Source organism: Colwellia sp. BRX8-9 (genome assembly GCF_014077245.1).
Lineage (GTDB): Bacteria > Pseudomonadota > Gammaproteobacteria > Enterobacterales > Alteromonadaceae > Colwellia_A.
The window spans coordinates 280,812-302,193 of sequence record NZ_JACGVN010000001.1 but is presented as its reverse complement, the minus strand read 5'-3'; the positions used below and the strand labels follow the sequence as shown (position 1 = coordinate 302,193).

At 38.2% G+C, this 21,382-nt stretch carries 18 protein-coding genes; 10 read left to right on the top strand and 8 right to left on the bottom strand.

The window, feature by feature from the left end; all coding sequences use genetic code 11:
- Window positions 1-9: 9 nt before the first annotated feature.
- Together H4J70_RS01460 and H4J70_RS01455 are read left to right on the top strand one after the other, a co-directional pair.
- On the top strand, window positions 10-1,308 hold the full coding sequence (locus H4J70_RS01460; RefSeq protein WP_182244474.1) for a hypothetical protein: 1,299 nt from the start codon (window positions 10-12) through the stop codon (window positions 1,306-1,308).
- A 183-nt stretch (window positions 1,309-1,491) separates the two neighbouring features.
- The gene (locus tag H4J70_RS01455; protein ID WP_182222003.1) at window positions 1,492-2,703 is read left to right on the top strand and encodes an EAL and HDOD domain-containing protein; all 1,212 of its coding nucleotides are present in this window, start codon (window positions 1,492-1,494) and stop codon (window positions 2,701-2,703) included.
- A 72-nt stretch (window positions 2,704-2,775) separates the two neighbouring features.
- On the opposite strand, the gene H4J70_RS01450 is transcribed toward H4J70_RS01455, so the two are convergent.
- The 3 genes from H4J70_RS01450 to H4J70_RS01440 form a co-directional block, all read right to left on the bottom strand.
- A complete protein-coding gene (locus H4J70_RS01450) occupies window positions 2,776-3,780 on the bottom strand; it encodes an ATP-dependent 6-phosphofructokinase (protein WP_182243430.1) in 1,005 nt (334 codons plus the stop codon).
- 189 nt (window positions 3,781-3,969) lie between these two features.
- Window positions 3,970-5,421 carry a pyruvate kinase gene (gene pyk, locus H4J70_RS01445; protein WP_070373732.1) on the bottom strand — a complete coding sequence of 484 codons (1,452 nt, stop codon included), beginning with the start codon at window positions 5,419-5,421 and terminating at the stop codon, window positions 3,970-3,972.
- A 73-nt stretch (window positions 5,422-5,494) separates the two neighbouring features.
- Window positions 5,495-6,343: a MurR/RpiR family transcriptional regulator gene (locus tag H4J70_RS01440; RefSeq protein ID WP_070373731.1), complete on the bottom strand. Its 849-nt coding sequence runs from the start codon at window positions 6,341-6,343 to the stop codon at window positions 5,495-5,497.
- A gap of 372 nt (window positions 6,344-6,715) precedes the next feature.
- Here H4J70_RS01440 and zwf point away from each other — a divergent pair, with 372 nt between their 5' ends.
- From zwf to H4J70_RS01415, 5 genes are read left to right on the top strand one after another with little or no spacing between them, the layout of a single operon-like run.
- Complete coding sequence (zwf, locus tag H4J70_RS01435; RefSeq protein WP_182217616.1) at window positions 6,716-8,185, top strand: glucose-6-phosphate dehydrogenase; 1,470 nt, start codon at window positions 6,716-6,718, stop codon at window positions 8,183-8,185.
- Window positions 8,186-8,223: 38 nt separating this feature from the next.
- Window positions 8,224-8,919 carry a 6-phosphogluconolactonase gene (gene pgl / locus H4J70_RS01430; RefSeq protein ID WP_182222005.1) on the top strand — a complete coding sequence of 232 codons (696 nt, stop codon included), beginning with the start codon at window positions 8,224-8,226 and terminating at the stop codon, window positions 8,917-8,919.
- 15 nt (window positions 8,920-8,934) lie between these two features.
- On the top strand, window positions 8,935-10,773 hold the full coding sequence (gene edd / locus H4J70_RS01425) for a phosphogluconate dehydratase (protein WP_070376951.1): 1,839 nt from the start codon (window positions 8,935-8,937) through the stop codon (window positions 10,771-10,773).
- Window positions 10,770-11,756: a glucokinase gene (locus H4J70_RS01420; RefSeq protein WP_182222006.1), complete on the top strand. Its 987-nt coding sequence runs from the start codon at window positions 10,770-10,772 to the stop codon at window positions 11,754-11,756. Before edd ends, H4J70_RS01420 begins: the two co-directional genes overlap by 4 nt.
- Window positions 11,757-11,759: 3 nt before the next feature.
- On the top strand, window positions 11,760-12,407 hold the full coding sequence (locus H4J70_RS01415) for a bifunctional 4-hydroxy-2-oxoglutarate aldolase/2-dehydro-3-deoxy-phosphogluconate aldolase (RefSeq protein WP_182217619.1): 648 nt from the start codon (window positions 11,760-11,762) through the stop codon (window positions 12,405-12,407).
- A 286-nt stretch (window positions 12,408-12,693) separates the two neighbouring features.
- On the opposite strand, the gene gap is transcribed toward H4J70_RS01415, so the two are convergent.
- Complete coding sequence (gene gap, locus H4J70_RS01410) at window positions 12,694-13,698, bottom strand: type I glyceraldehyde-3-phosphate dehydrogenase (protein ID WP_070373727.1); 1,005 nt, start codon at window positions 13,696-13,698, stop codon at window positions 12,694-12,696.
- Window positions 13,699-13,898: 200 nt separating this feature from the next.
- Here gap and gndA point away from each other — a divergent pair, with 200 nt between their 5' ends.
- A complete protein-coding gene (gene gndA, locus H4J70_RS01405; protein WP_182222007.1) occupies window positions 13,899-15,437 on the top strand; it encodes an NADP-dependent phosphogluconate dehydrogenase in 1,539 nt (512 codons plus the stop codon).
- A 14-nt stretch (window positions 15,438-15,451) separates the two neighbouring features.
- The gene (gene msrB, locus H4J70_RS01400) at window positions 15,452-15,826 is read left to right on the top strand and encodes a peptide-methionine (R)-S-oxide reductase MsrB (protein WP_182217623.1); all 375 of its coding nucleotides are present in this window, start codon (window positions 15,452-15,454) and stop codon (window positions 15,824-15,826) included.
- 29 nt (window positions 15,827-15,855) lie between these two features.
- Here the strand turns inward: msrB and H4J70_RS01395 are convergent, their stop codons facing one another.
- On the bottom strand, window positions 15,856-16,656 hold the full coding sequence (locus H4J70_RS01395; RefSeq protein WP_182217624.1) for a DUF2989 domain-containing protein: 801 nt from the start codon (window positions 16,654-16,656) through the stop codon (window positions 15,856-15,858).
- 154 nt (window positions 16,657-16,810) lie between these two features.
- On the opposite strand from H4J70_RS01395, the gene H4J70_RS01390 reads away from it, so the two are divergent.
- Window positions 16,811-18,259: a glyceraldehyde-3-phosphate dehydrogenase gene (locus H4J70_RS01390; RefSeq protein WP_070373724.1), complete on the top strand. Its 1,449-nt coding sequence runs from the start codon at window positions 16,811-16,813 to the stop codon at window positions 18,257-18,259.
- Between the two features lie 107 nt (window positions 18,260-18,366).
- Here H4J70_RS01390 and H4J70_RS01385 read toward each other — a convergent pair whose 3' ends face one another.
- The 3 genes from H4J70_RS01385 to H4J70_RS01375 all read right to left on the bottom strand — a co-directional run bounded on the left by H4J70_RS01385 (window position 18,367) and on the right by H4J70_RS01375 (window position 21,293).
- A complete protein-coding gene (locus H4J70_RS01385) occupies window positions 18,367-19,410 on the bottom strand; it encodes an amino acid dehydrogenase (RefSeq protein WP_182217626.1) in 1,044 nt (347 codons plus the stop codon).
- Between the two features lie 228 nt (window positions 19,411-19,638).
- Window positions 19,639-20,103, bottom strand: a complete 465-nt coding sequence (locus tag H4J70_RS01380) for a GNAT family N-acetyltransferase (RefSeq protein WP_070373722.1) — start codon at window positions 20,101-20,103, stop codon at window positions 19,639-19,641.
- 20 nt (window positions 20,104-20,123) lie between these two features.
- Complete coding sequence (locus tag H4J70_RS01375) at window positions 20,124-21,293, bottom strand: cupin domain-containing protein (RefSeq protein ID WP_182222008.1); 1,170 nt, start codon at window positions 21,291-21,293, stop codon at window positions 20,124-20,126.
- Window positions 21,294-21,382: the final 89 nt, after the last annotated feature.

Here is a 21,382-nt window from a genome sequence, read left to right as displayed (position 1 = left end):
GGTAAGCTGATGTCAAAAGTGTTTAACCAATATTTTAGTCGCTATGCTGAAAGTGAAGTTGCGGTACTAACTCAATATGAATCAGGGTTACCTGATGAGTTTACTGTTGACCATGTTGTGGTTATTCCTGCTTATCAAGAAACAAGCGCTTTTATTGAGCGCTTTTTAGCTTCACCACTTTCAAAATCTCCAGTGCTTATGGTGCTGGTAATTAATGAACCTATTACCGAATCGATCGCCGAACCTATTACCGAACTTATCGCCGAGTCTGTTACTGAATCTTTACGCGAAGATAATTCAGTGGCTAATTATAACGAGATAAATCAACAAAAAGCACTTTATCAATATGCACTTTCTTGTGGTGATAACTGCTGGCAATACGATAACCTAACCCTAATTAAGGTAGCACAAAGTCAAACATGGCTGCTAGTGGTTGACCGTTTTACCCGTGCTATCGATAAAGAGCAAGGCGTAGGGCTGGCACGTAAAATAGGCACTGATCTCAGTGCTTATTTAATTTCAGTAAACCGGATCAGAAAAACTTGGATCTGTTCTAGTGATGCCGATGCATACTTACCCGATGATTATTTTAACGCTTTACATACACGTGATAAAAATACCGTAGTTTGCTGTTTTAACTTTAAGCATAGCAGTGAAGATAAAAGCATTCATCAGGCTAATTTTCTTTATGAAAGCGCTTTGCGCTATTATGTTGCGGGCTTACATTATGCCGATTCACCTTATGCCTTTTTTACTATTGGGAGTATTTTAGCGTTTAAAGCGGAAGTATATGTTCAGGCTCGTGGTTTTCCAAAGCGCAGTGCTGGAGAAGATTTTTATTTAATAAATAAATTAGCTAAGTTAGGTGCTGTTGAATTTATTGAAGAGGTAACAGTAAACCTTGATGCCAGAACGTCTCAACGTGTGCCGTTTGGTACTGGACCTGCAGTGCAAAAAATTCTTGATTTACAAGCAAGTCACCTCGATTATTGTTATTACCATCCTCAAGTATTTACATTGCTCAAAGCTGTATTGTCTGCTTTTGCAAATTTATGGCACTATCGTGGCGATTTAATCGCATGGTTAGAACCGTTATCTGAGCCAATAGTTACCGCATTAAATCAAATAGGTTTTGAAGCTTTTGTTGAAAAACAAATAAATAATAGTGAAAAGCAGTTTAATAAACAGCTAGTCGTTTGGTTTGATGCTTTTAAGACCCTGAAATTTATTCATAATATTCGTGAAAATCACTATCAAGATATCCCTTTAGCGCAGGCTTTATTAACCGCGCCATTTAGGCTTAAATAAAGAGCTGAAATTAATCAACCGTATATAGGTTACCCATTTCATTCGTTTATTTGAGTAGCGTATAAATGCTTCTAATAATATTGACAATAAAATAACGGCTTAGCGGCTTAATTACTTTACAATTCAAAGAAAAATAGGGTATGTTTAAGTTAATAATAATTAATAAAATTTTAGCTCTGATATATGTATAACACTTATATAGCAAGACAAGCGATACTTGATAGAAACCATGTCACGATTGGTTATGAGCTGCTCTTTAGAGATAGCGCAGATAACAAATTTCCTGACATTGATTCAGATGTTGCTAGCTCAAAATTAATTATTCAAAATCACCTACAAGGTGACATTCGCTCTATCAGTATGGGAAAACTTGCTTTTATTAATTTTACTGAAAAATGTCTGATTAATAAATATCCGCTGATGTTTGATAAAAAATCTATTGTTATCGAACTTGTTGGCCATAAAGTACCAACGGAACGCTTGTTTAAAATTGTTAAGTTTTATTTTGATAAAGGTTATAAAGTTGCGTTAACTGAATATGATCTTGATGCAAAGTGGGATGTTTTATTTCCATATATATCAATTATTAAAGTTGATACCGATAAAGTTAATCCGAAACGTCTACATAAAGTTATCGAGCGTTTAAAAGATCACAACATTAAACTTGCCGCAGAAAAAGTTGAAACTAACTTTCAATTACAAGCTTTAGCAGAAGTAGGATTTGATTACTATCAAGGGTACTTTTATCACGAACCTGAGATAGTCGAGGGGCAAACACTTGCGCCAATCAAAACACAAATGCTGCATTTGATCAGTGAAACATTTCATTCACCATTAGATTTTGACAACATTGCCACGATTATCAGTCATGATGTTAACTTAACTGTTGGCTTGTTAAAAATGGTTAATAACGTAGCAACATCAACTCGTATTGAAATTACTTCATTAAAACAAGCCGCGGCCTATTTAGGTGAAGATAAACTTAAACAGTTTGTGACTATCCTCGCTTTATCTAAATTGACCACCGACAAGACCGATGAAATCTCTAAGCAGGCGCTCATTACTGCAAAATTAATGACGGCATTAGCCAAAGAAGGTGCCTTTAAAGAGATCAGTGATTTTGCTTTTATTACCGGCTTATTAAGTGCTATTGAAATTATTTTGCGTATGCCGATTAACGAAATCGTTAAAACAATGCCACTCGCCATTCCAATTGAAAACGCGCTAGTTGACCACTCAGGTTTACTCGGCGAATTACTTGATTTTACGGTTAAGTACATCAGGGGTAATGGTGAGAATATAAAGCAATTAATTGAAATGTATTCACTTGACGAAACGTATATTCAGCAAGAGTTTGTTGCCGCTTGTCAATGGTGTAAAGAACTCGGTATTTAAGTTATTTCAGCTCAGCGATTTGATAGATACCTTAAAAGCTTATGCCTGTTGCTTAAGCTTTTTTTTAGGCAGTTACTGCGCTGTTAAGGCGAGAATATTTTCTTGGGCTGAAACTAAGCTTTCACTGACTTTTTCTTTATGTTGAACGGCAACATCCAGAGGAACTGTGAGTAATTGATTATTACGTTCGCCAATCATAACGTTACTCTTTCCTGCTATTAGCGCTTGTACTGCAGCAACCCCCATTTTTGTTGCTAAAATTCGGTCTTTAGCTACCGGTGAACCACCTCGTTGAATATAGCCAAGTATACATGCAGTACAGTCAATGTTTGCGGTCTGTTTTAATTGCTTAGCGAGCTGCACAGCGCCACCGGGCCATAAGTTCTCAGCAATAACTATAATATAACTGGCATGCCTATTGTGCTGTGCTTGTTTGATTTCTTTAGCTAAATGACTGAGTTTTTCTTGCTCGTCGGCTTGAGAAAAATTCTCAAAAGATAATATTTGCTCAGCTGCACTGGCGATACCGACATTAAAAGTGATGTGTCCACTTCGCCTGCCCATGACTTCAACAATAAAAATGCGCTCAAAAGCTTCTGCCGTGTCACGTATTTTATCTATCGCTTCAATACCTGTATTGACTGCAGTAGAAAAGCCTATGGTGAAATCTGTACCATCAATATCATTATCTATGGTCCCTGGAATACCTATAATAGCTCCTGACCAATATTTACTTAACGCCAGTAAGCCGTTAAAAGAGCCATCGCCGCCAATAACGATTAAGGCGTCTATTTGTTCTTTTCTAAGGGTTGCCGCGGCTGATTTTAAACCTTGCTCAGTGAGCATGGCAGGGCAGCGAGCACTTTTTAAAATAGTTCCTCCTCGGTGGATAATGCCATTAACACTTGCAGGTGTTAGCAATGTCGAACTCGTTTCAATTAAACCGTTATAACCAGAAAAAAAACCAATCGTGGGCAATGCATAGTGATGCGCAGCAAGTACGACCGCACGTATCGCCGCATTCATGCCGGGAGCATCGCCACCACTGGTTAATACCGCAATATTTTTTATCGTCATAATAGTTTTTAACCTTATCTAGTAAAATCTATTCTAAGGAAGTTTTTTGCATCCGTCATTATTTACCTTGATTATCTTTTGCACATAAAAAAAGGTAGCTATTGAGCTACCTTTTTGGATCTAAACTTTTTTGCTTGCCAGCTTAAGGTAACTGCTTGAAGCTTTACCTTAATGGGTCATAGCAATTGATTAGCTGAGATGTTTTTTTGTTACTGTTAACACTTTCATCGTATTCGTTGCGCCAACCGTTTCCATCATATCACCGTGGGTGAATATCACTATGTCGTCAACTTTTAAGTCTGCTTTAGTTAAGACTTTATTGAGTACCGCATTAGATAATTCTTCATCAGGAAAATGTGTAGAGTCAAATTCAACAGGATAAACACCACGATAAATAGCAGTTTTATTTAATGTTTTCTGATGACGAGATAAAGAATAAATAGGCAAACCTGAAGTAATACGCGACATGATTTTGCTGGTATGTCCAGATTCAGTCAATGATATAATAGCTTTAACACCCACTAGGTGATTAGCTGCATACATTGCTGACATTGCGATTGTTTCTGAAATCTCAGAAAAAGTGAGTTCATTACGGTGGTTTGAAATGTTTACTGAACGATGCTCTTCAGCGCCAATACATACTGATGCCATCGCTTTTACTGTTTCTACCGGGTATTTACCTGCGGCAGTTTCAGCACTGAGCATGACTGCATCAGTTCCATCAAGCACGGCATTTGCAACATCCATTACTTCAGCACGAGTCGGCATAGGGTTTTCAATCATGGTCTCCATCATTTGTGTTGCGGTAATAACAACACGGTTTAACTGACGACTACGAGCGATTATATGTTTTTGCTTACCGACTAAAGCAGCATCGCCAATTTCAACACCTAAATCACCACGAGCAACCATGACAACGTCAGAGGCTAGAATAATTTCATCAAGCACTTTATCATCATTTACTGCTTCTGCACGTTCAATTTTAGATACTAAGCGTGCATCACAACCAGCTTCTTGCGCTAATAAACGTGCTTCACGCATATCTGCAGCATCACGAGGAAAAGATACCGCTAAGAAGTCGACATTAATTTTTGCGGCTAATTTAATATCTTCTTTATCTTTAGCTGTTAATGCTGGTGCTGTTAAGCCACCGCCTTGACGATTAATACCTTTATTGTTTGATAAAGGTCCACCCACCGTTACTTCGGTGAAAACTGATTGCCCTTGTGTACTTAAAACTTTTAATTGCACACGACCATCGTCAAGTAAAAGAATATCGCCAGGGACGACATCTTGTGGTAATTTTTTGTAATCGATACCCACTTTCTCTTGGCAGCCTTCACCTTTTGGCAATTCTGCGTCAAGTTCAAATTTATCACCAATGGCTAATTTAATTGGACCATTTTTAAAAGTAGATACGCGTATTTTAGGGCCTTGTAAATCACCTAAGATACCAACATATATACCCAATTCTTTAGCTATTTCGCGAACATTGTTGGCACGGTCAATATGATCTTGTGGAATACCATGAGAGAAGTTTAAACGAACCACATTTACACCAGCGGCTAATACTTCTTTTAATACGGCTCTGTCGTCAGTGGCTGGCCCTAAGGTCGCTACAATTTTAGTTCTTCTAGGCATCTTAATCCTTATTATAATATTGTTTGATTTTGACGATAAACAAATCAGTGTTAGTCGCCATCGATAATGCTGTTTAGTCTTTGCGCTCGAAACGAGAGCTACGTAAACTGTCTTTAACTTTCTTTAAGTTTTCTCTAAATTTTGTACCACGTCTCAGGGTAAAGCCTGTTGCTAATACATCAATCAATGCAAGTTGAGCGATACGTGATGACATAGGCATATATAAATCGGTGTCTTCAGCAACATCAACAGATAAAACGATATTACATTCTTTTGCCAGAGGACTACCCGCCGTTGTTATTCCGATAACAATGGCATCATTTTCTTTTGCTAAACTGGCGACTTCAACCAATGACTTGGTTCGCCCCGTATGAGAAATTACAACAACAACATCACCTTGGCGACTATTTATAGCACTCATACGTTGCATTAATATGTCATCGAAATAAACTACTGGCACATTAAAGCGAAAGAATTTATTTAAAGCATCATGAGCAACAACTGCGGAAGCGCCCAAGCCAAAAAATGATATTTTGTTCGCTTGTGTTAACACATCAACAGATCGGTTGATCACATTTGCATCTAAACTTTTACGGGCTAATTCAAGATTAGCCATGGTTGATTCAAAAATTTTATCTGTATATTCATCAGCCGTATCGTTTTCATCAACATGCCTATTAACATAAGGGGTACCGTTGGCTAAACTTTGGGCTAAATGAAGTTTAAAATCGGGATAACCTTTAGTATCTAAACGACGACAAAACCTATTAACAGTAGGCTCACTGATATTTGCTTGTTTAGCTAAGGCAGCGATACTGGCATGAATAACGGTACCCGGAGAAGACAATATTACCTCTGCCACCTTACGTTCAGATTTACTGAAAGTATCTAATTCGTCGGCGATCTTTTCTAATATATTCATGTCGGTCAATCCTACTTTTTACAATAATTGTAATTAATTTTCTGTCTAAATGACGAGAATAATGAAAATTTATTTCATAATTACAGCTAATATAAAACATATTGGCAATTTTTAGCAAACCTTTAATTAATGTTTCATACGAATAACCACTAACCAACAATGAACTTTGAGTAAAATTGCCGCGTAAAGCTTTTATTTATTCATAATACCTAAAATGTAATTTAATTACAAAAAGTTCTTTACTGATGCCAATATACCCGTTAAATTATGGATAAATGTAGTTTAGTTACAATATGTGCTAGGTTTATTGATGAGGTAATTTTAGTTATTATCAGTGTTCAATAAAGAAAGCCAAAAAAAGAGATATTGTTTATGAAAAGTTCTGATCTTCAGTCTGCCAGTGAAATTGTTATTTTTGGTGCACTTGGTGACTTGTCTCGTCGCAAATTATTACCCGCTTTATATCAATTAGACCAAGCTGGCTTATTAAATGTAGAAAGTCGAATTTTAGGTGTCGCCAGACAAGACCATTCGGTAGAAGAATTTACGGCTTTTGTTATTGAGAATCTTACTGAGTTTGTCAAAGAAGGCTTAAACGAAGAAGTACTTGCTCGTTTTATTAGCCGTATGGTTTATCAACAGTTAGATTTTAAAGACACTGTCTCTTATAGTAACTTAGCTGCAACGTTAAAAGGTGGCCATGATACACGTGTTTATTATTTTTCAACGCCTCCTGCTATTTATGGTGATATTACCGACGGTTTAAAGTCAGCTAAACTTATTACTGACGCTGACCGTGTTGTGATGGAAAAACCGATTGGCAACTGCCTTGCATCATCAAAAGTTATTAACGATCAAGTTTCTCGTTATTTCAATGAAAACCAAATTTATCGTATCGATCACTATCTAGGAAAAGAAACCGTACTGAATCTATTAGTACTGCGTTTTGCCAATTCACTTTTTACCAATAACTGGGACCGTAATAGTATTGACCATGTACAGATAACGGTTGCTGAAAGTGTAGGAATTGAAGGGAGATGGGGTTTTTATGACGACGCAGGGCAAATGCGCGACATGATACAAAACCATTTATTACAAATTTTATCACTCTTAGCGATGGAGCCTCCTGCTGATTTAAGTGCAGAAAGTATTCGTGTTGAAAAGTTAAAGGCAGTTAAAGCTCTCGCGCCCATTAATCGCTTGAATGTGAAAGAAAAAACAGTTCGCGGTCAGTACGCCGATGGTTACTTAAATGGTTTACCAGTGCCGGGTTACTTAAATGAAGAAGATGCCAATCAAAAAAGTGATACTGAAACTTTTGTTGCTATAAAAGCGGAAATTGATAATTGGCGTTGGGCTGGCGTGCCTTTTTACCTTCGTACGGGTAAAAGAATGCCTGCTAAGCACAGTGAGATAGTGGTGCAATTTAAACCTCAAGCGCATAATATCTTTAAAGATAGCCATGCTGATCTACCGGCAAATAAATTAACGATTCGTTTACAGCCTGACGAAGGCGTTGAATTACAGATGATGAATAAAATTCCAGGTATTGCTTCACAAATGCATATCCAAGAAAATAAGCTTGATTTGAGTTTTTCAGAAACTTATGAAAATCAGCGTGTTGTCGATGCATACGAACGATTGATGCTAGAAGTTATCAACGGTAATCAATCGTTATTTGTTAGTCGTGATGAAGTCGAAGCTGCTTGGACTTGGGCTGATAGTATTATCGAAGCCTGGAAAACAAGTAATGAAGCACCTAAAGCTTATCCTGCTGGAACTTGGGGACCCGTTGCCTCTCTTTCTATGATCGCTCGTGATGATCGCCAGTGGGTTGAATAAATAAATTTTAGAGATAACGTGAATTTCAGGAAATAACTATGTACCAATTAAACGATTTCGCTCAGCGAACAGATTTAGATAATGCCTTAGCCAATAATGTCGCTGAACTTTTATCAAACGCTTTGAGTCAGAAAGGTAAAGCAAGCTTGGCTGTTTCTGGCGGGTCTACACCCAAAGGTTTTTTTACGGCTTTATCGACTAAAGATATTGATTGGCAAAACGTAACCGTCACGTTAGCGGACGAACGTTGGGTTGAGTTTGAGTCTGAGGCAAGTAATACCCGTTTGGTACATGAAAACCTGTTAAAAAATAAAGCAGCCGCTGCACAATTTTTTCACCTTAAAAAAGAGGGTGAATGTGATCAATCAACCCTAGTGCAATTAAATACTGATGCTAAAAGCCAGTTATTGCCCTTAGATGTGCTTATTCTTGGCATGGGTGAAGACGGTCATACGGCTTCTTTATTCCCTTGTAGCGAGCAAATATCATCAGCACTTGCGCTTGATAATTCAGATGCCCTAATGAAGGTTGTCCCCAAAACAGCTCCTAACGACCGTATAACTTTTACTTATGCTCATTTAGCGCAGAGTAAAAATATTATTTTGCATGTTTGTGGTGCCGGGAAAAAGGTCGTTTTAGAAAAAGCACTTTCAAGTAACAATCAAACAGAAATGCCAATAAGGGCATTTTTACAAAACCCAGATATCAATACACAAGTGTATTGGGCGGAGTAACATATGACTATTAAAATGAATGAAAAAATCGTCGCTATTACCAATGAAATTATTGAGCGTAGTAAAGGCAGTAGGGCTAAATATTTAGCTAAGATAGAAGCTGAAAGCTCGCAAACAGTACATCGTGCCGGTTTGTCGTGTGGTAACTTAGCTCATGGTTTTGCTGCTTGTGGTAAAGAAGACAAGGCCTCATTACGTGGCATACATCACTCAGACATCGCTATTGTTTCAGCTTATAATGATATGTTATCTGCTCATCAGCCCTATGAAACTTATCCTGCGATTATTAAAGCAGCAGTGAGAGATGCGGGTGGTGTTGCACAATTTGCAGCCGGTGTACCTGCTATGTGTGACGGTGTTACTCAAGGCCAACCGGGTATGGATTTAAGCCTAATGAGCCGAGATGTTATTGCAATGTCTGCAGCGGTTGGCTTATCGCATAATATGTTTGATGGCGCATTAATGATGGGCATCTGTGATAAAATCGTACCGGGCTTGTTGATTGCCAGTATGACTTTTGGCCATTTACCCACGGTATTTATTCCTGCGGGCCCTATGCCTTCAGGTTTACCAAACAAAGAAAAAGCACGTGTTCGCCAGCAATATGCTAAAGGTGAAGCTAACGAAGAAGAGCTTCTTGAAGCTGAATCTGCCTCTTATCACTCTGCGGGTACTTGTACTTTCTTTGGCACAGCCAACTCAAATCAATTGGTTGTTGAGGTCATGGGACTTCATTTACCTGGCGCTTCATTTATCGCACCGAATACGCAGCTTCGTGAAGAATTAACAAAAGCAGCGGCACGTCAAGCAACTCGTTTAACGCAACAGTCGGGCAACTATATGCCGATTGGCAGAATGGTTGATGAGCGTTCAATTGTTAATGCAATTGTTGCCTTACTTGCTACGGGCGGTTCAACGAACTTAACCATGCATATTATTGCGTTTGCAAAAGCAGCGGGTATTATCATTAACTTCCAAGACTTTAATGATTTGTCTGAAGCGGTGCCACTATTAACACGTATCTACCCGAACGGCGAAGCAGATATAAATCAATTTCAAGAAGCCGGTGGTATGGCACTACTCTTTAGAGAATTGATTGAAGGCGGTTTAGTTTTTGAAGATGTTGAAACTATCTGTGGCCGCGGTTTAACGCGCTACACTAAAAAACCTGTACTCGAAAGCGGTGAACTTAAGTGGGTTGACTGTGTTGAAAAATCTCTCGACGATAGTATTATTGCAACCGTTGCAAGCCCGTTCAAAGCTACTGGCGGTTTACGCGTTCTTAAGGGTAACCTAGGTGTCTCTGTCATTAAAACATCTTCATTGCGTGAAGGTAGTTTTGTTATTAAAGCACCTGCCGTCGTTTTTGAAGATCAACATGAATTACAAGCGGCATTTGATGCGGGTGAATTAGAAAAAGATTTTGTTGCTGTTGTTAGATTTCAGGGACCTAAAGCGCGCGGTATGCCTGAATTACATAAACTAACACCACCACTTGGCGTTCTTCAAGACAAAGGTTTTAAGGTCGCTATGGTAACTGATGGCCGTATGTCTGGCGCCTCAGGTAAAGTACCTGCTGCTATTCATTTATGCCCAGAAGCCCTAGATGGCGGTTTGATCGCGAAAGTGAAAACCGGTGATATGATTTTAGTTGACGGCGAAACTGGAGAATTAACCTTATTGGTTGACGAAGCAGAGCTTGCCCAACGTGACAACGCTATTTTTCAAGTCAATGGTCATCATCAAGGCATGGGCCGAGAGCTTTTTGGTTTTATGCGTCGTAATTTAAGTACCGCTGAAACCGGTGCTTGTTCATTATTTGATGAAACTGATATTGATGGTAAAGCTTCGTGAGTGAGTCAATACTTAACTTAGTCGCTGACATTGGCGGTACTAATATCAGGTTTGGCCTCGTTAATGACGATGGTCAAACCTCAGATATTAAAACTTATCAGTGCGACCAATATGATAGCTTAGCCGATGTTATTAGCGTTTATTTAGCGTTACATAACGCTGCGGGTAAAACAATCAATGCGTGTTTAGCCATTGCTTGTCCGGTTGAAACAGATCAAATTACCATGACTAACTTGCCATGGACATTTTCTCAATCGTCCTTGAAAAAAGCATTGAATATTAGTCAGTTATTTTTAATAAATGACTATACCGCAATAGCTCATGCAGTACCTTTGCTAACACAAGCACAGAAAGTGCAAATTGGAGAAGGGGTCGCAATTGCTGACAAACCTATTTCTATTTGTGGCCCTGGTACCGGACTAGGTGTTGCTAATTTAGTACCGACCATAGACGGTTGGTGTTGTTTAGGGGGAGAAGGAGGCCATGTCGACTTTGCTCCTGTTGATGCTGATGAAATTAAAATATTAAGTTATTTACTTGAAACTAAACAACATAGAATATCCTATGAGCAATTACTTTGTGGCAGAGGCTTAGAGCAAATTTATCAAGCCTTTTTGTCAATTGATAACTTGCCCAAGAGTAATTTATCAGCTGAACAAATCTCCGCTAAAGCGATAGATGGCTCATGTCCAATATGTGAAAAAGCCTTACATCAATTTTGTAATACTTTAGGCAGCTTTGCCGGTAACTTAGCCTTAACGTTAGGTTGTTTTGGTGGTGTATATATTGCCGGTGGCATTGTGCCTCGTTTTATAGATTTCATCAAAAACAGCAATTTTAGGCAGCGTTTTGATACAAAAGGCCGACTATCTAGTTTTATTAATAATATTCCGACGTATGTGATCACCGAAAATCAACCCGGTTTGATAGGGGCGTCTGCCTATATTCGTCAACAATTATCTTCAATGAAAGGACACATCTAAATCATGACCATAACAAATAATTGGCAGTTATCGCCAAAAGAAATTTTCGCTATGGGGCCTATTGTGCCTGTTCTTGTTATTAAAGATGTTGAAGATGCCTTACCTATTGCTAAAGCCTTACTCGCTGCAGGCATAAAAGTCTTAGAAGTAACTTTGCGCACACCAGCGGCACTTGATGTGATTAAAATTATCGCGCAAGAGTTACCTGAAGCTTGTGTTGGCGCAGGTACAGTAACAAATCGTGAAATGCTACAACGCTGTCAAGAAGCAGGGGCTAAGTTTGCAATAAGTCCTGGCTTAACAAAAGATTTATTAAAAGCGGGTAATGAAGGTAATATTGCTCTAATACCAGGAATTTCATCAATTTCAGAAATGATGGACGGAATTGACTTTGGTTATGATCATTTGAAGTTTTTCCCCGCAGAAGCTTCTGGTGGTGTTAAAGCGATTCAATCTATGGGCGGACCATTCCCTGACATTCGCTTTTGTCCAACAGGTGGTATCAATTTAAGTAATGTTAAGGACTATTTAGCCTTATCAAACGTTGCTTGTTGTGGTGGCTCTTGGTTGGTTACCGACGAAATAATTAAAAATAAAGATTGGGCTAAAATTACTGAATTAGCTAAACAAGCACTTGCTCATGTAAAATAACGCGTAAAGTGAATACCAAAAAGGCTGAAGCGCTATTGATAGTGCTCCAGCCTTTTTTATATATACGACTTCTTGTCCGCCTGACATCAATCCTCATATATCCTTTTATAAGCAAGTAAAGGCAGTCGATAGCTAAATAACATCTTTATAGGGATGCTACAGGTGAGAGCCGTAAATCCACTAGTCAAGGTTGTTCAAGTAAGGGGCTTTGACTAACATTTATCTCAATAAAAAAGCCAAATAAAGATATTTGGCTTTTTTGATATAACTTTTATTCTAAAGATGATTAATTTTTATAAGCGCTGACGTAAGCCACTAAATCAAGTACCTTGTTTGAATAACCAATTTCATTGTCGTACCAAGAAACGATTTTTACAAACTTATCGGTTAGTGCTATACCCGCACCCGCATCAAAGACTGACGTACACGTTTCGCCAATGAAATCATTAGAAACTACTTGATCTTCGGTATAGCCTAATATGCCTTGCAAATCACCATGAGCTGCTGATTTCATCGCATCGCAAATTTCTTGATAGGTTGCGCTACTTTTTAAATTAACAGTCAGATCTACAACAGATACATTTGGTGTTGGTACACGAAAGGCCATACCAGTGAGTTTGCCATTTAATTCAGGGATAACTTTACCAACCGCTTTTGCAGCACCCGTAGATGAAGGGATTATATTTTGTCCTGCACCACGGCCACCACGCCAATCTTTAGCTGAAGGGCTATCAACAGTTTTTTGTGTTGCTGTAGTTGCATGAACCGTCGTCATTAAACCACTTTCAATTCCCCAATTATCATTAAGAACCTTAGCAATAGGTGCTAGGCAATTAGTAGTACATGAGGCGTTTGATACAATATCTTCGCCTTTATACTCATTGAGGTTTACACCACAGACAAACATTGGGGTGTCATCTTTTGAAGGGGCAGAAAGTACAACTTTTTTAGCTCCGGCGATCAAATGCTTTCGTGCTGTCTCATCAGTTAGAAATAAACCGGTTGATTCAACAACAACATCAACATCTATTTCATCCCATTTAAGTTCTTCGGGGTTACGGATAGCGCTAACGCGAATAACTTTATCATTAACAATCAACTGACCATCTTTAACTTCTACCGTACCGTTAAAACGACCATGTGTTGAGTCATACTTAAGCATGTAAGCCATGTAGTCAATGTCGATTAAATCATTAATACCGACAATTTCAATGTCGCTTCTCTGCGCAGCAGCTCTAAATACAAAACGACCGATACGGCCAAAACCATTGATGCCAACTTTAATAGTCATGTTAAAATTCCAAATGAAAATAATGTAGTAAAATTACATCATTTTGAGATTTATACAAGCGATACTTGTCGTATTTGGCCTTTTATTGATAAAAAAGACGTTTTATTACGAATTGGGTCGGCTTTAATTGCTAGTGGCTTAGTTTTGTTCATGGTAGAATAAATGCCATTGTATTTCTCAGTATTTATGGACTTTCTACTATGACACAAGACAATAGTTTGTGTGACATCGGCTTTATTGGCCTTGGTGTAATGGGTAAAAATTTGGTGCTAAACTTAGCCGACAACGGTTACAGTATTGCTGCTTTTGATTTAGATAATGAAAAAGTGCTTGGCGTTATTGCCCAAGACAAATTGGAAAATGGTGAAAATAAGCAACGTGTTCACGGTTGCTCATCATATACAGAATTATTATCGCGATTAAAAACTCCCCATCTTATTGTACTTTCTGTACCTGCTGGTGCTCCTGTTGATCAAGTCTCTGAGAGTTTGATTGGCGCTGGTATTCAACCCGACGATATTATTATTGATACAGGTAATAGTCTGTGGGTTGATACCGTTGCTCGTGAGAAAAAGTATAAGAGTAATTTTATTTTATTTTCTTCAGCTGTCTCTGGCGGTGAAGTCGGCGCTCGATTTGGACCTGCTTTAATGCCCAGTGGCTCTCCTTATGCATGGACTCGCATCAAACCTATCTGGGAAGCCATATCAGCTAAGGTTGACGCCGAAACAGGTAAACCTTTAGAGCGGACTAAGCCAGGAGAAACCATTAAGAAAGGTGAACCTTGTGCCGCCTATATTGGCCCAGCCGGTGCGGGTCATTATGTAAAAATGGTTCATAATGGTATTGAATATGCGGATATGCAGATTATCTGTGAGGCTTATCATACTTTACGTGCGGGTTTAAATTTATCAACAGATGAGATTGCTGATATTTTTGAACAATGGAACCAAGGTCCTCTAGACAGTTATTTAATGGAAATATCTGTCGAAGTACTTCGCCATAAGGTGACCGAAGATAACATCCCGCTAGTGGATTTGATTCTCGATAAAGCGGGGCAGAAAGGTACAGGTTTGTGGACTGCGATGAGCAGTTTAGAATTAGGCACACCAGCTCCCACTATTGCCCAAGCGGTATACGCACGTTCCATCTCTTCATTTAAAGATTTAAGAGTGCAGAGTTCAAGTCTGCTTAACGGCCCTGAAGCTAAGACCTTAAATGCACAAGAAAAAACAGCGTTTATTGCTCGTTTACATGATGCGATTTACTGTGCGAAAATTTGTGCTTACGCCCAAGGTTTTCAATTAATGAAGCAAGCGGAGCAAGAGCATGATTGGGAGCTAGATTTTGCCAGTATTGCAAAAATATGGCGAGCGGGTTGTATTATTCGTGCAGCATTTTTACAATCTATTACCGATGCTTTTAAACGTAATGCGAAGTTAGAAAATTTAATGCTAGATGCATTCTTTGTGGAGCAATTAAATGCTCATCAATTAAATTGGCGTAAAACTGTTGCAGAAACCGCTTTAATGGGAATTTCAACCAGTGCAATAAGTTCATCGTTGACCTATTATGATGCGATGCGTACTGCGGTTCTTCCTGCAAATTTATTACAGGCACAAAGAGATTTTTTTGGTGCACATACTTTTGAACGTGTTGATCAAGCGCCAGGAAAGAAATTTCATGTTGAATGGTCACACCCTGAGCGCGAAATGATCGAATTTGGTCATTCAAAATAAAAAGGTGAAAATATATGTCTAAAGACCCTTATCAAGATAAGTTAACACCCGAGGCTTTTCGAGTATGTCGCTTGGCTGCCACAGAGCAACCGTTCAGTGGCGAGTATAACGATCATTGGCTAGCCGGTGTTTATCATTGTGCCTGTTGTGAAAAGGAGCTCTTTTCTTCAACAGATAAATTTCAATCGGGTTGCGGTTGGCCAAGCTTTTCTGCCGCTATTAGCCCAAATGTCGCCTACATTGAAGATGACAGCCTTGGAATGATGCGTACAGAAATCACTTGCAGTACGTGTGACTCTCATCTGGGTCATGTATTTGATGACGGCCCACAACCCACCGGTAAACGCTATTGTGTTAATTCATTAAGTTTACAGTTTAGCGCACTTTAAAAAGACAAGGTTTAATCTCTTGATTAAACCTAAACCTTTGGTGATTCAAAGGTTCCCGCTTCAATTTTATCTAAGGTTATATTGGCAATTTTATCTAATAATGTTTTATTTAATTTATAACCTACAACATAATTATTTAAAGACTTTTCAGTCACTTCTTTATTTTCTGGCGAATGTAAACGTAAAATTCTTAACCAAAGATAAGCTTTTTTAACATCTTGCTTTTCTATAAATATCGTTGCTATTGACTGAAAGATTTCTGCATTTATTTTCTGATCTGGTTGGTATAATTGCAAAGCTCGATAAAGTAACGTTAAGGTCTTTTTAGGATCTGTTTTTGTATAATGCGTCGCTAAGTTATATTGCGACCTTGAATTTTCAAGGGCTTTTGTCCCTTCTTGTGCTAAAAATTTATTTAAAGATTCTTCGTTGATATATCTCGACCAGTGATAGTAGAGCAGGTGAGGGTGATCTGAGGTTATTGTTTCTTTTGATATCTCTTTGATACGATTCTGTGCTTGAATTGCGTTATCAACTCTCATCGTTTGTTTATGTTTTAATTTAATATGCTCAATTTTTGAGGCATGAACCATACATTGTGCATAATCTTCGTAAGCAATGAGTTGATGATATTTATGTAGATCTGAACTAGCCAATTTTTCCTCTAAATTAGAAAAACCCACCGTAATACGTTCTCGTTTACACCATGAGTCTTCTTGAAATTCATTACAGATTTCAGAATTACTTTCACAAAGTTCAGCAAAGTTTGGCTTGCTATCACAAGCGGTTAATAAAAAAATTAGAGAGAAGTAGGCTATTATTGTCTTCATTTTTGTCCCATATTTGAGCGTGATATTATCTGTAACTAGTGGCGAAAGTTTTCAGGTTCGATTACAATAGTGCCGCAATTAATTATTATTGTTATTAGTGCTAATATTAATAATAACTCATCGTTCAATTGACTGAAATAAAAAGGTTTACGCAATGACTTCTCATCTTGAGGAACAATACCAAGCTAGCTGGCAAGAACGCCAAACATTTGCTGAAAATATGCAACCTATTATAGGGCAACTTTTCAGAAACAAAGGTCTCGAAGTATCTATTTATGGTCGTCCATTAGTTAATGCTTCTGCAATTGATATCATTAAAGCACATAAATCTGTTGCGCTACATGAAGACAGTAAATTACGTTTACGTGAAAGCTTTCCTTTTATTGATGCATTAAGACACATGGATTTAGCACCAGCACGTATTGATGTCGGTAAATTGGCCTACCGTTATTTATTTCTAGGTAAAGCTAATGGTCTGTCAATTGAGCAGTTTTTAGAAAAAGAATTAGTATCAATTAATAAAAATACTGACCCACAAAAGTCTAAAGATGTTGTTCTTTATGGTTTTGGTCGTATCGGTCGCTTATTAGCGCGTCTGTTAATTGAACGCGCAGGACCCTGCTCAACATTAAATCTACGTGCTATTGTTATTCGCCCAAGTGGTAAAGGTGATTTAGCAAAACGTGCCAGCCTATTACGTCGTGATTCAGTGCATGGTGCTTTTAACGGTAGTATTACTATCGATGAAGAAAATAGTGTCATTAAAGCTAATGGCGCATTTATTCAAGTTATTTACGCAAAAAATCCTAGCGAAATCGACTATACCCAATATGGTATTAATGACGCTTTAGTTGTTGATAACACCGGTGTATGGAGTGACGAAGAAGGTCTAGGGCAACATTTGCAATCAAAAGGTGTTGCTAAGGTATTGTTAACAGCACCCGCTAAAGGTGATATTAAAAATATCGTTTATGGCGTGAATCAAGATATGATTTTAGCGGATGACAAAATTGTTTCTGCAGCGAGTTGTACCACTAACGCTATTACACCAGTGTTAAAAGCCATTAACGATGAGTTCGGTATTAAGAATGGCCACGTTGAAACGGTTCATTCATATACGAACGATCAAAATTTAATTGATAACTACCATCCAGCTCCTCGCCGCGGTCGTAGTGCACCATTAAATATGGTTATTAGCACAACGGGTGCTGCTAAAGCGGTTGCTAAAGCATTACCTGAATTGAAAGGTTTGTTAACGGGTAACGCGATTCGCGTACCAACACCAAACGTTTCAATGGCTATCATGAATTTGAATTTGAAAAAATCAACTGATAAAGAAGCGTTAAACGATTACTTACGTAATATTTCGTTAAATTCTAAGTTACAAAATCAAGTAGATTATACGGCTTCAACTGAAATCGTCTCTACTGACTTGGTTGGCTCTCGATACGCTGGAGTTGTTGACTCTCAAGCAACGATTGTTGATGGCGATCGCGCTGTATTGTATGTATGGTATGACAATGAATTTGGTTACAGCTGCCAGGTAGTTAGAGTAATGCTAGAAATGTCAGGTATTCAGGTACCAACATTACCCGTTAATTAGTCTATAAGTTGATAACATTGTTGGTGTGAGTTGATGCCAACAATTTATAGCGAAAAAAAAGCCGCACTTTATTTATATAGTGCGGCTTTTTAGTTTATACGGAAAAATTATTTTCCAGCGTTCGCTATTATAGCTCTCGCCATTTCATCAGCTACTTTACCTGTTGGTAAGTTTTTCTCGTTCGCAGTTACAAAAACATTCATTAGTGTGTGATAAATATTTTCGACCAAACTTGTCGCCTTATCAGCACAATAAGGTTCAGGATAAATTTCAAGGGCAACATTTATAATTCCCCCAGCGTTAATGACGTAGTCAGGAGCATACAAAATACCCTTGTCTAAAAGGACTTGGTCATGGCGACTTTCTGCAAGTTGGTTATTAGCACAGCCGGCAATGATCACCGCTTTAAGTTCTGCAATGCTATCGTCATTAATCGACGCGCCTAACGCACAAGGTGAAAATACTTCAACATCTTGTTTGTAAATATCGTCTAAGCTAACAACTGTCGCATCTAACTCGGCAACGGCTTTATCTAAAATTTCTTGGTTAATATCAGTGACGATTAATTTCGCACCCGCAGCATGAAGTCGCTCACAAAGTGAATAACCAACACTACCAAGCCCTTGAACAGCCACTTTAATACCGGTTAAATCATCAGATCCTAATTTAAACTTAACCGCTGCTTTAATACCTAAAAATGTACCTAGCGCAGTGAAGGGGCCTGGATTACCACTTTTTCCTTCAAGACCCGAAACATAGTCGGTAACTTGATTAACAATAGCCATATCACCAGTAGTAATATTTACATCTTCAGCGGTGTAATAACGGCCACCTAGATTATTAACGGCTTTGCCATAAGCTTTGAATAAATCGTCTGACTTTAAGTGTCTAGGGTTACCAATAATAACCCCTTTACCACCGCCAAGTTTTAACCCAGCCATAGCATTTTTGTAGGTCATGCCTTTTGATAAACGTAAAACATCTTTTAATGCTGCTTCATCATTTACATAATCCCAAAAACGACAGCCACCTGCTGCCGGTCCAAGTGCAGTACTGTGTACTGCTATGATAGCTTTTAAGCCTGTTGCATCATCGCTGCAATAAACAACTTGTTCATGATTGTCGAAATCTACTAAATCAAAAATTGCCACTTCTAAATCTCCACGTAAAAAGTTTTGTTAATATTCTTTTTACTTCTGTAATAAGAGTTGTATTGTTTCGATGCGCACAATACCACTTAGCCTAATGTTGCGCTAGCCGTCAGATCAAAATATAACGGTCACTATGTTAGGGTAAATGTATAGAATAAAGCACAAAATTTAATAATAGTGGCAAAAGGATAAGAAGAGTGGCTTATTAGGAGAGTAGGAATTAATAAACTAGTGATTAAAAGCGAAGCGGGTAGATTTTTTTATATTCTCAACAGCACAGGTCATACGCTGTCTTGGCATACCTGCTTCCATAAATACTGCGCCAGCACTGATAAAGTTAAATTTTCTAAAATATTCAACATCATCAAGTGGACTATAAATAAATACTTCATCAAGTTTGAGATCTTTAGCAATAGCCAGTAAACCTTTGACAACATCTCTGTCGATGTTTCTTTTTCTAAAAGACATCAATACTGCGATGCGAGAAATTTCACCCGTAGATAATATACGGCCCGTTGCAACGGGCTCTTGAGTAATATCATCACAAACTAAGACATGAAATGCATAGTGATCTTTTCGGTCAAACTCTATTTTTCGTGGAATACGCCATTCACAAATAAAAACTTTTTCGCGGACATCTCTTAATAGTGATGCCGCTTGTTCCCAATTTACTCTACTGACACTGAACGACATTATAACTATTCCACGTGTTGTTATTCAATATACCAAAAGCCCATATTTAGAACACTAGTCAATAATTGTTCATTTTTCAAATTTGTTAGTAAACTTTTTACTGTTTGAGTGGTCAAAGTTTGCTGTTTTGTTAGGTATGTCGCTAATGTGATTGTTTCTTTATCAATTAAAAAGCTTTCACCATTAATATATAAAAAACTTGTTTCGTTGGGCGCTTGTTCCTGATGTTGAAAAGGAACAATTAAGCTTTTTATCCCGGAAACAGGCACTAAGGTGTTTTCTGCTTCAGCCAGAATATCGGAAAGTTGTTCGCTGTCGATAGGCGTGACCGGCATTAATATTTCTAAGGCATGGTGGTTCTGTGTAAGATATTTGCCGATAAAAGGAGTAAATAACTTATCGTCATCAAGTTGTGCTTTCATGAACGCCTTTAACTTTTCGATATCCATTTGTTCAAGTTGTTCGGGATGACTGGTTAGTGTACGTTCATTATCAGGAAAACGTGCTTCTCCAAGGTTTTCATCTATTAATTTATCAGCAAAACCAGACCATAATTCCTGATTGTTCGGTGCTTGAAAACCAATAGAAAAATTCATCGAGTTCTCTAATGACACGCCATTGTGTGGATGATTTGGTGGAATATAAAGTAAATCACCTGCTTCGGTTATTTCGTCGATAACAGCAACAAAACTAGAGACTTGTTTTAAATCAGGGTGAGGTAATAGCTGTTTTAGTGAACTATCAGGCGCACCAACTTGCCAGCGACGCTTTCCTTCACCTTGCACAATAAAGACATCGTACTGGTCTAAATGAGCACCAACACCGCCATTGGGTGTTGAAAAGCTAACCATTACATCATCAATACGCCATTGTGGAATAAAATTAACAGCTGCTAGCAATGATTGGGTATCGCGAGACCAATTATTTACCGCCTGCACCAGTAGCGTCCAGTTCTGTTCGCCAAACTTATCGAATGAATCAAAAGGACCTTGCTCTACTTGCCAGTCACCATTATTACAGGCAATAATACGCGATTCAATTTCGCTTTCCATCGCGAGGCCAGCAAGTTCGTTGGCATCAATTGGGTCGGTGAAGTCTTTGAACGCACCTTTTATTAATAACGGTTTTTTTTGCCAATATTCTTTTAAAAACTGCTCAGGCGTTAATTCGCCCCAATGGATTTTTTGCATTACGTGTTACTCTCTATTTTACTACTGTTAATTGGCGTGCATAAATGCACTAATACCATAATAAATCAGGGCGTTGCTAAAAAGCCAAG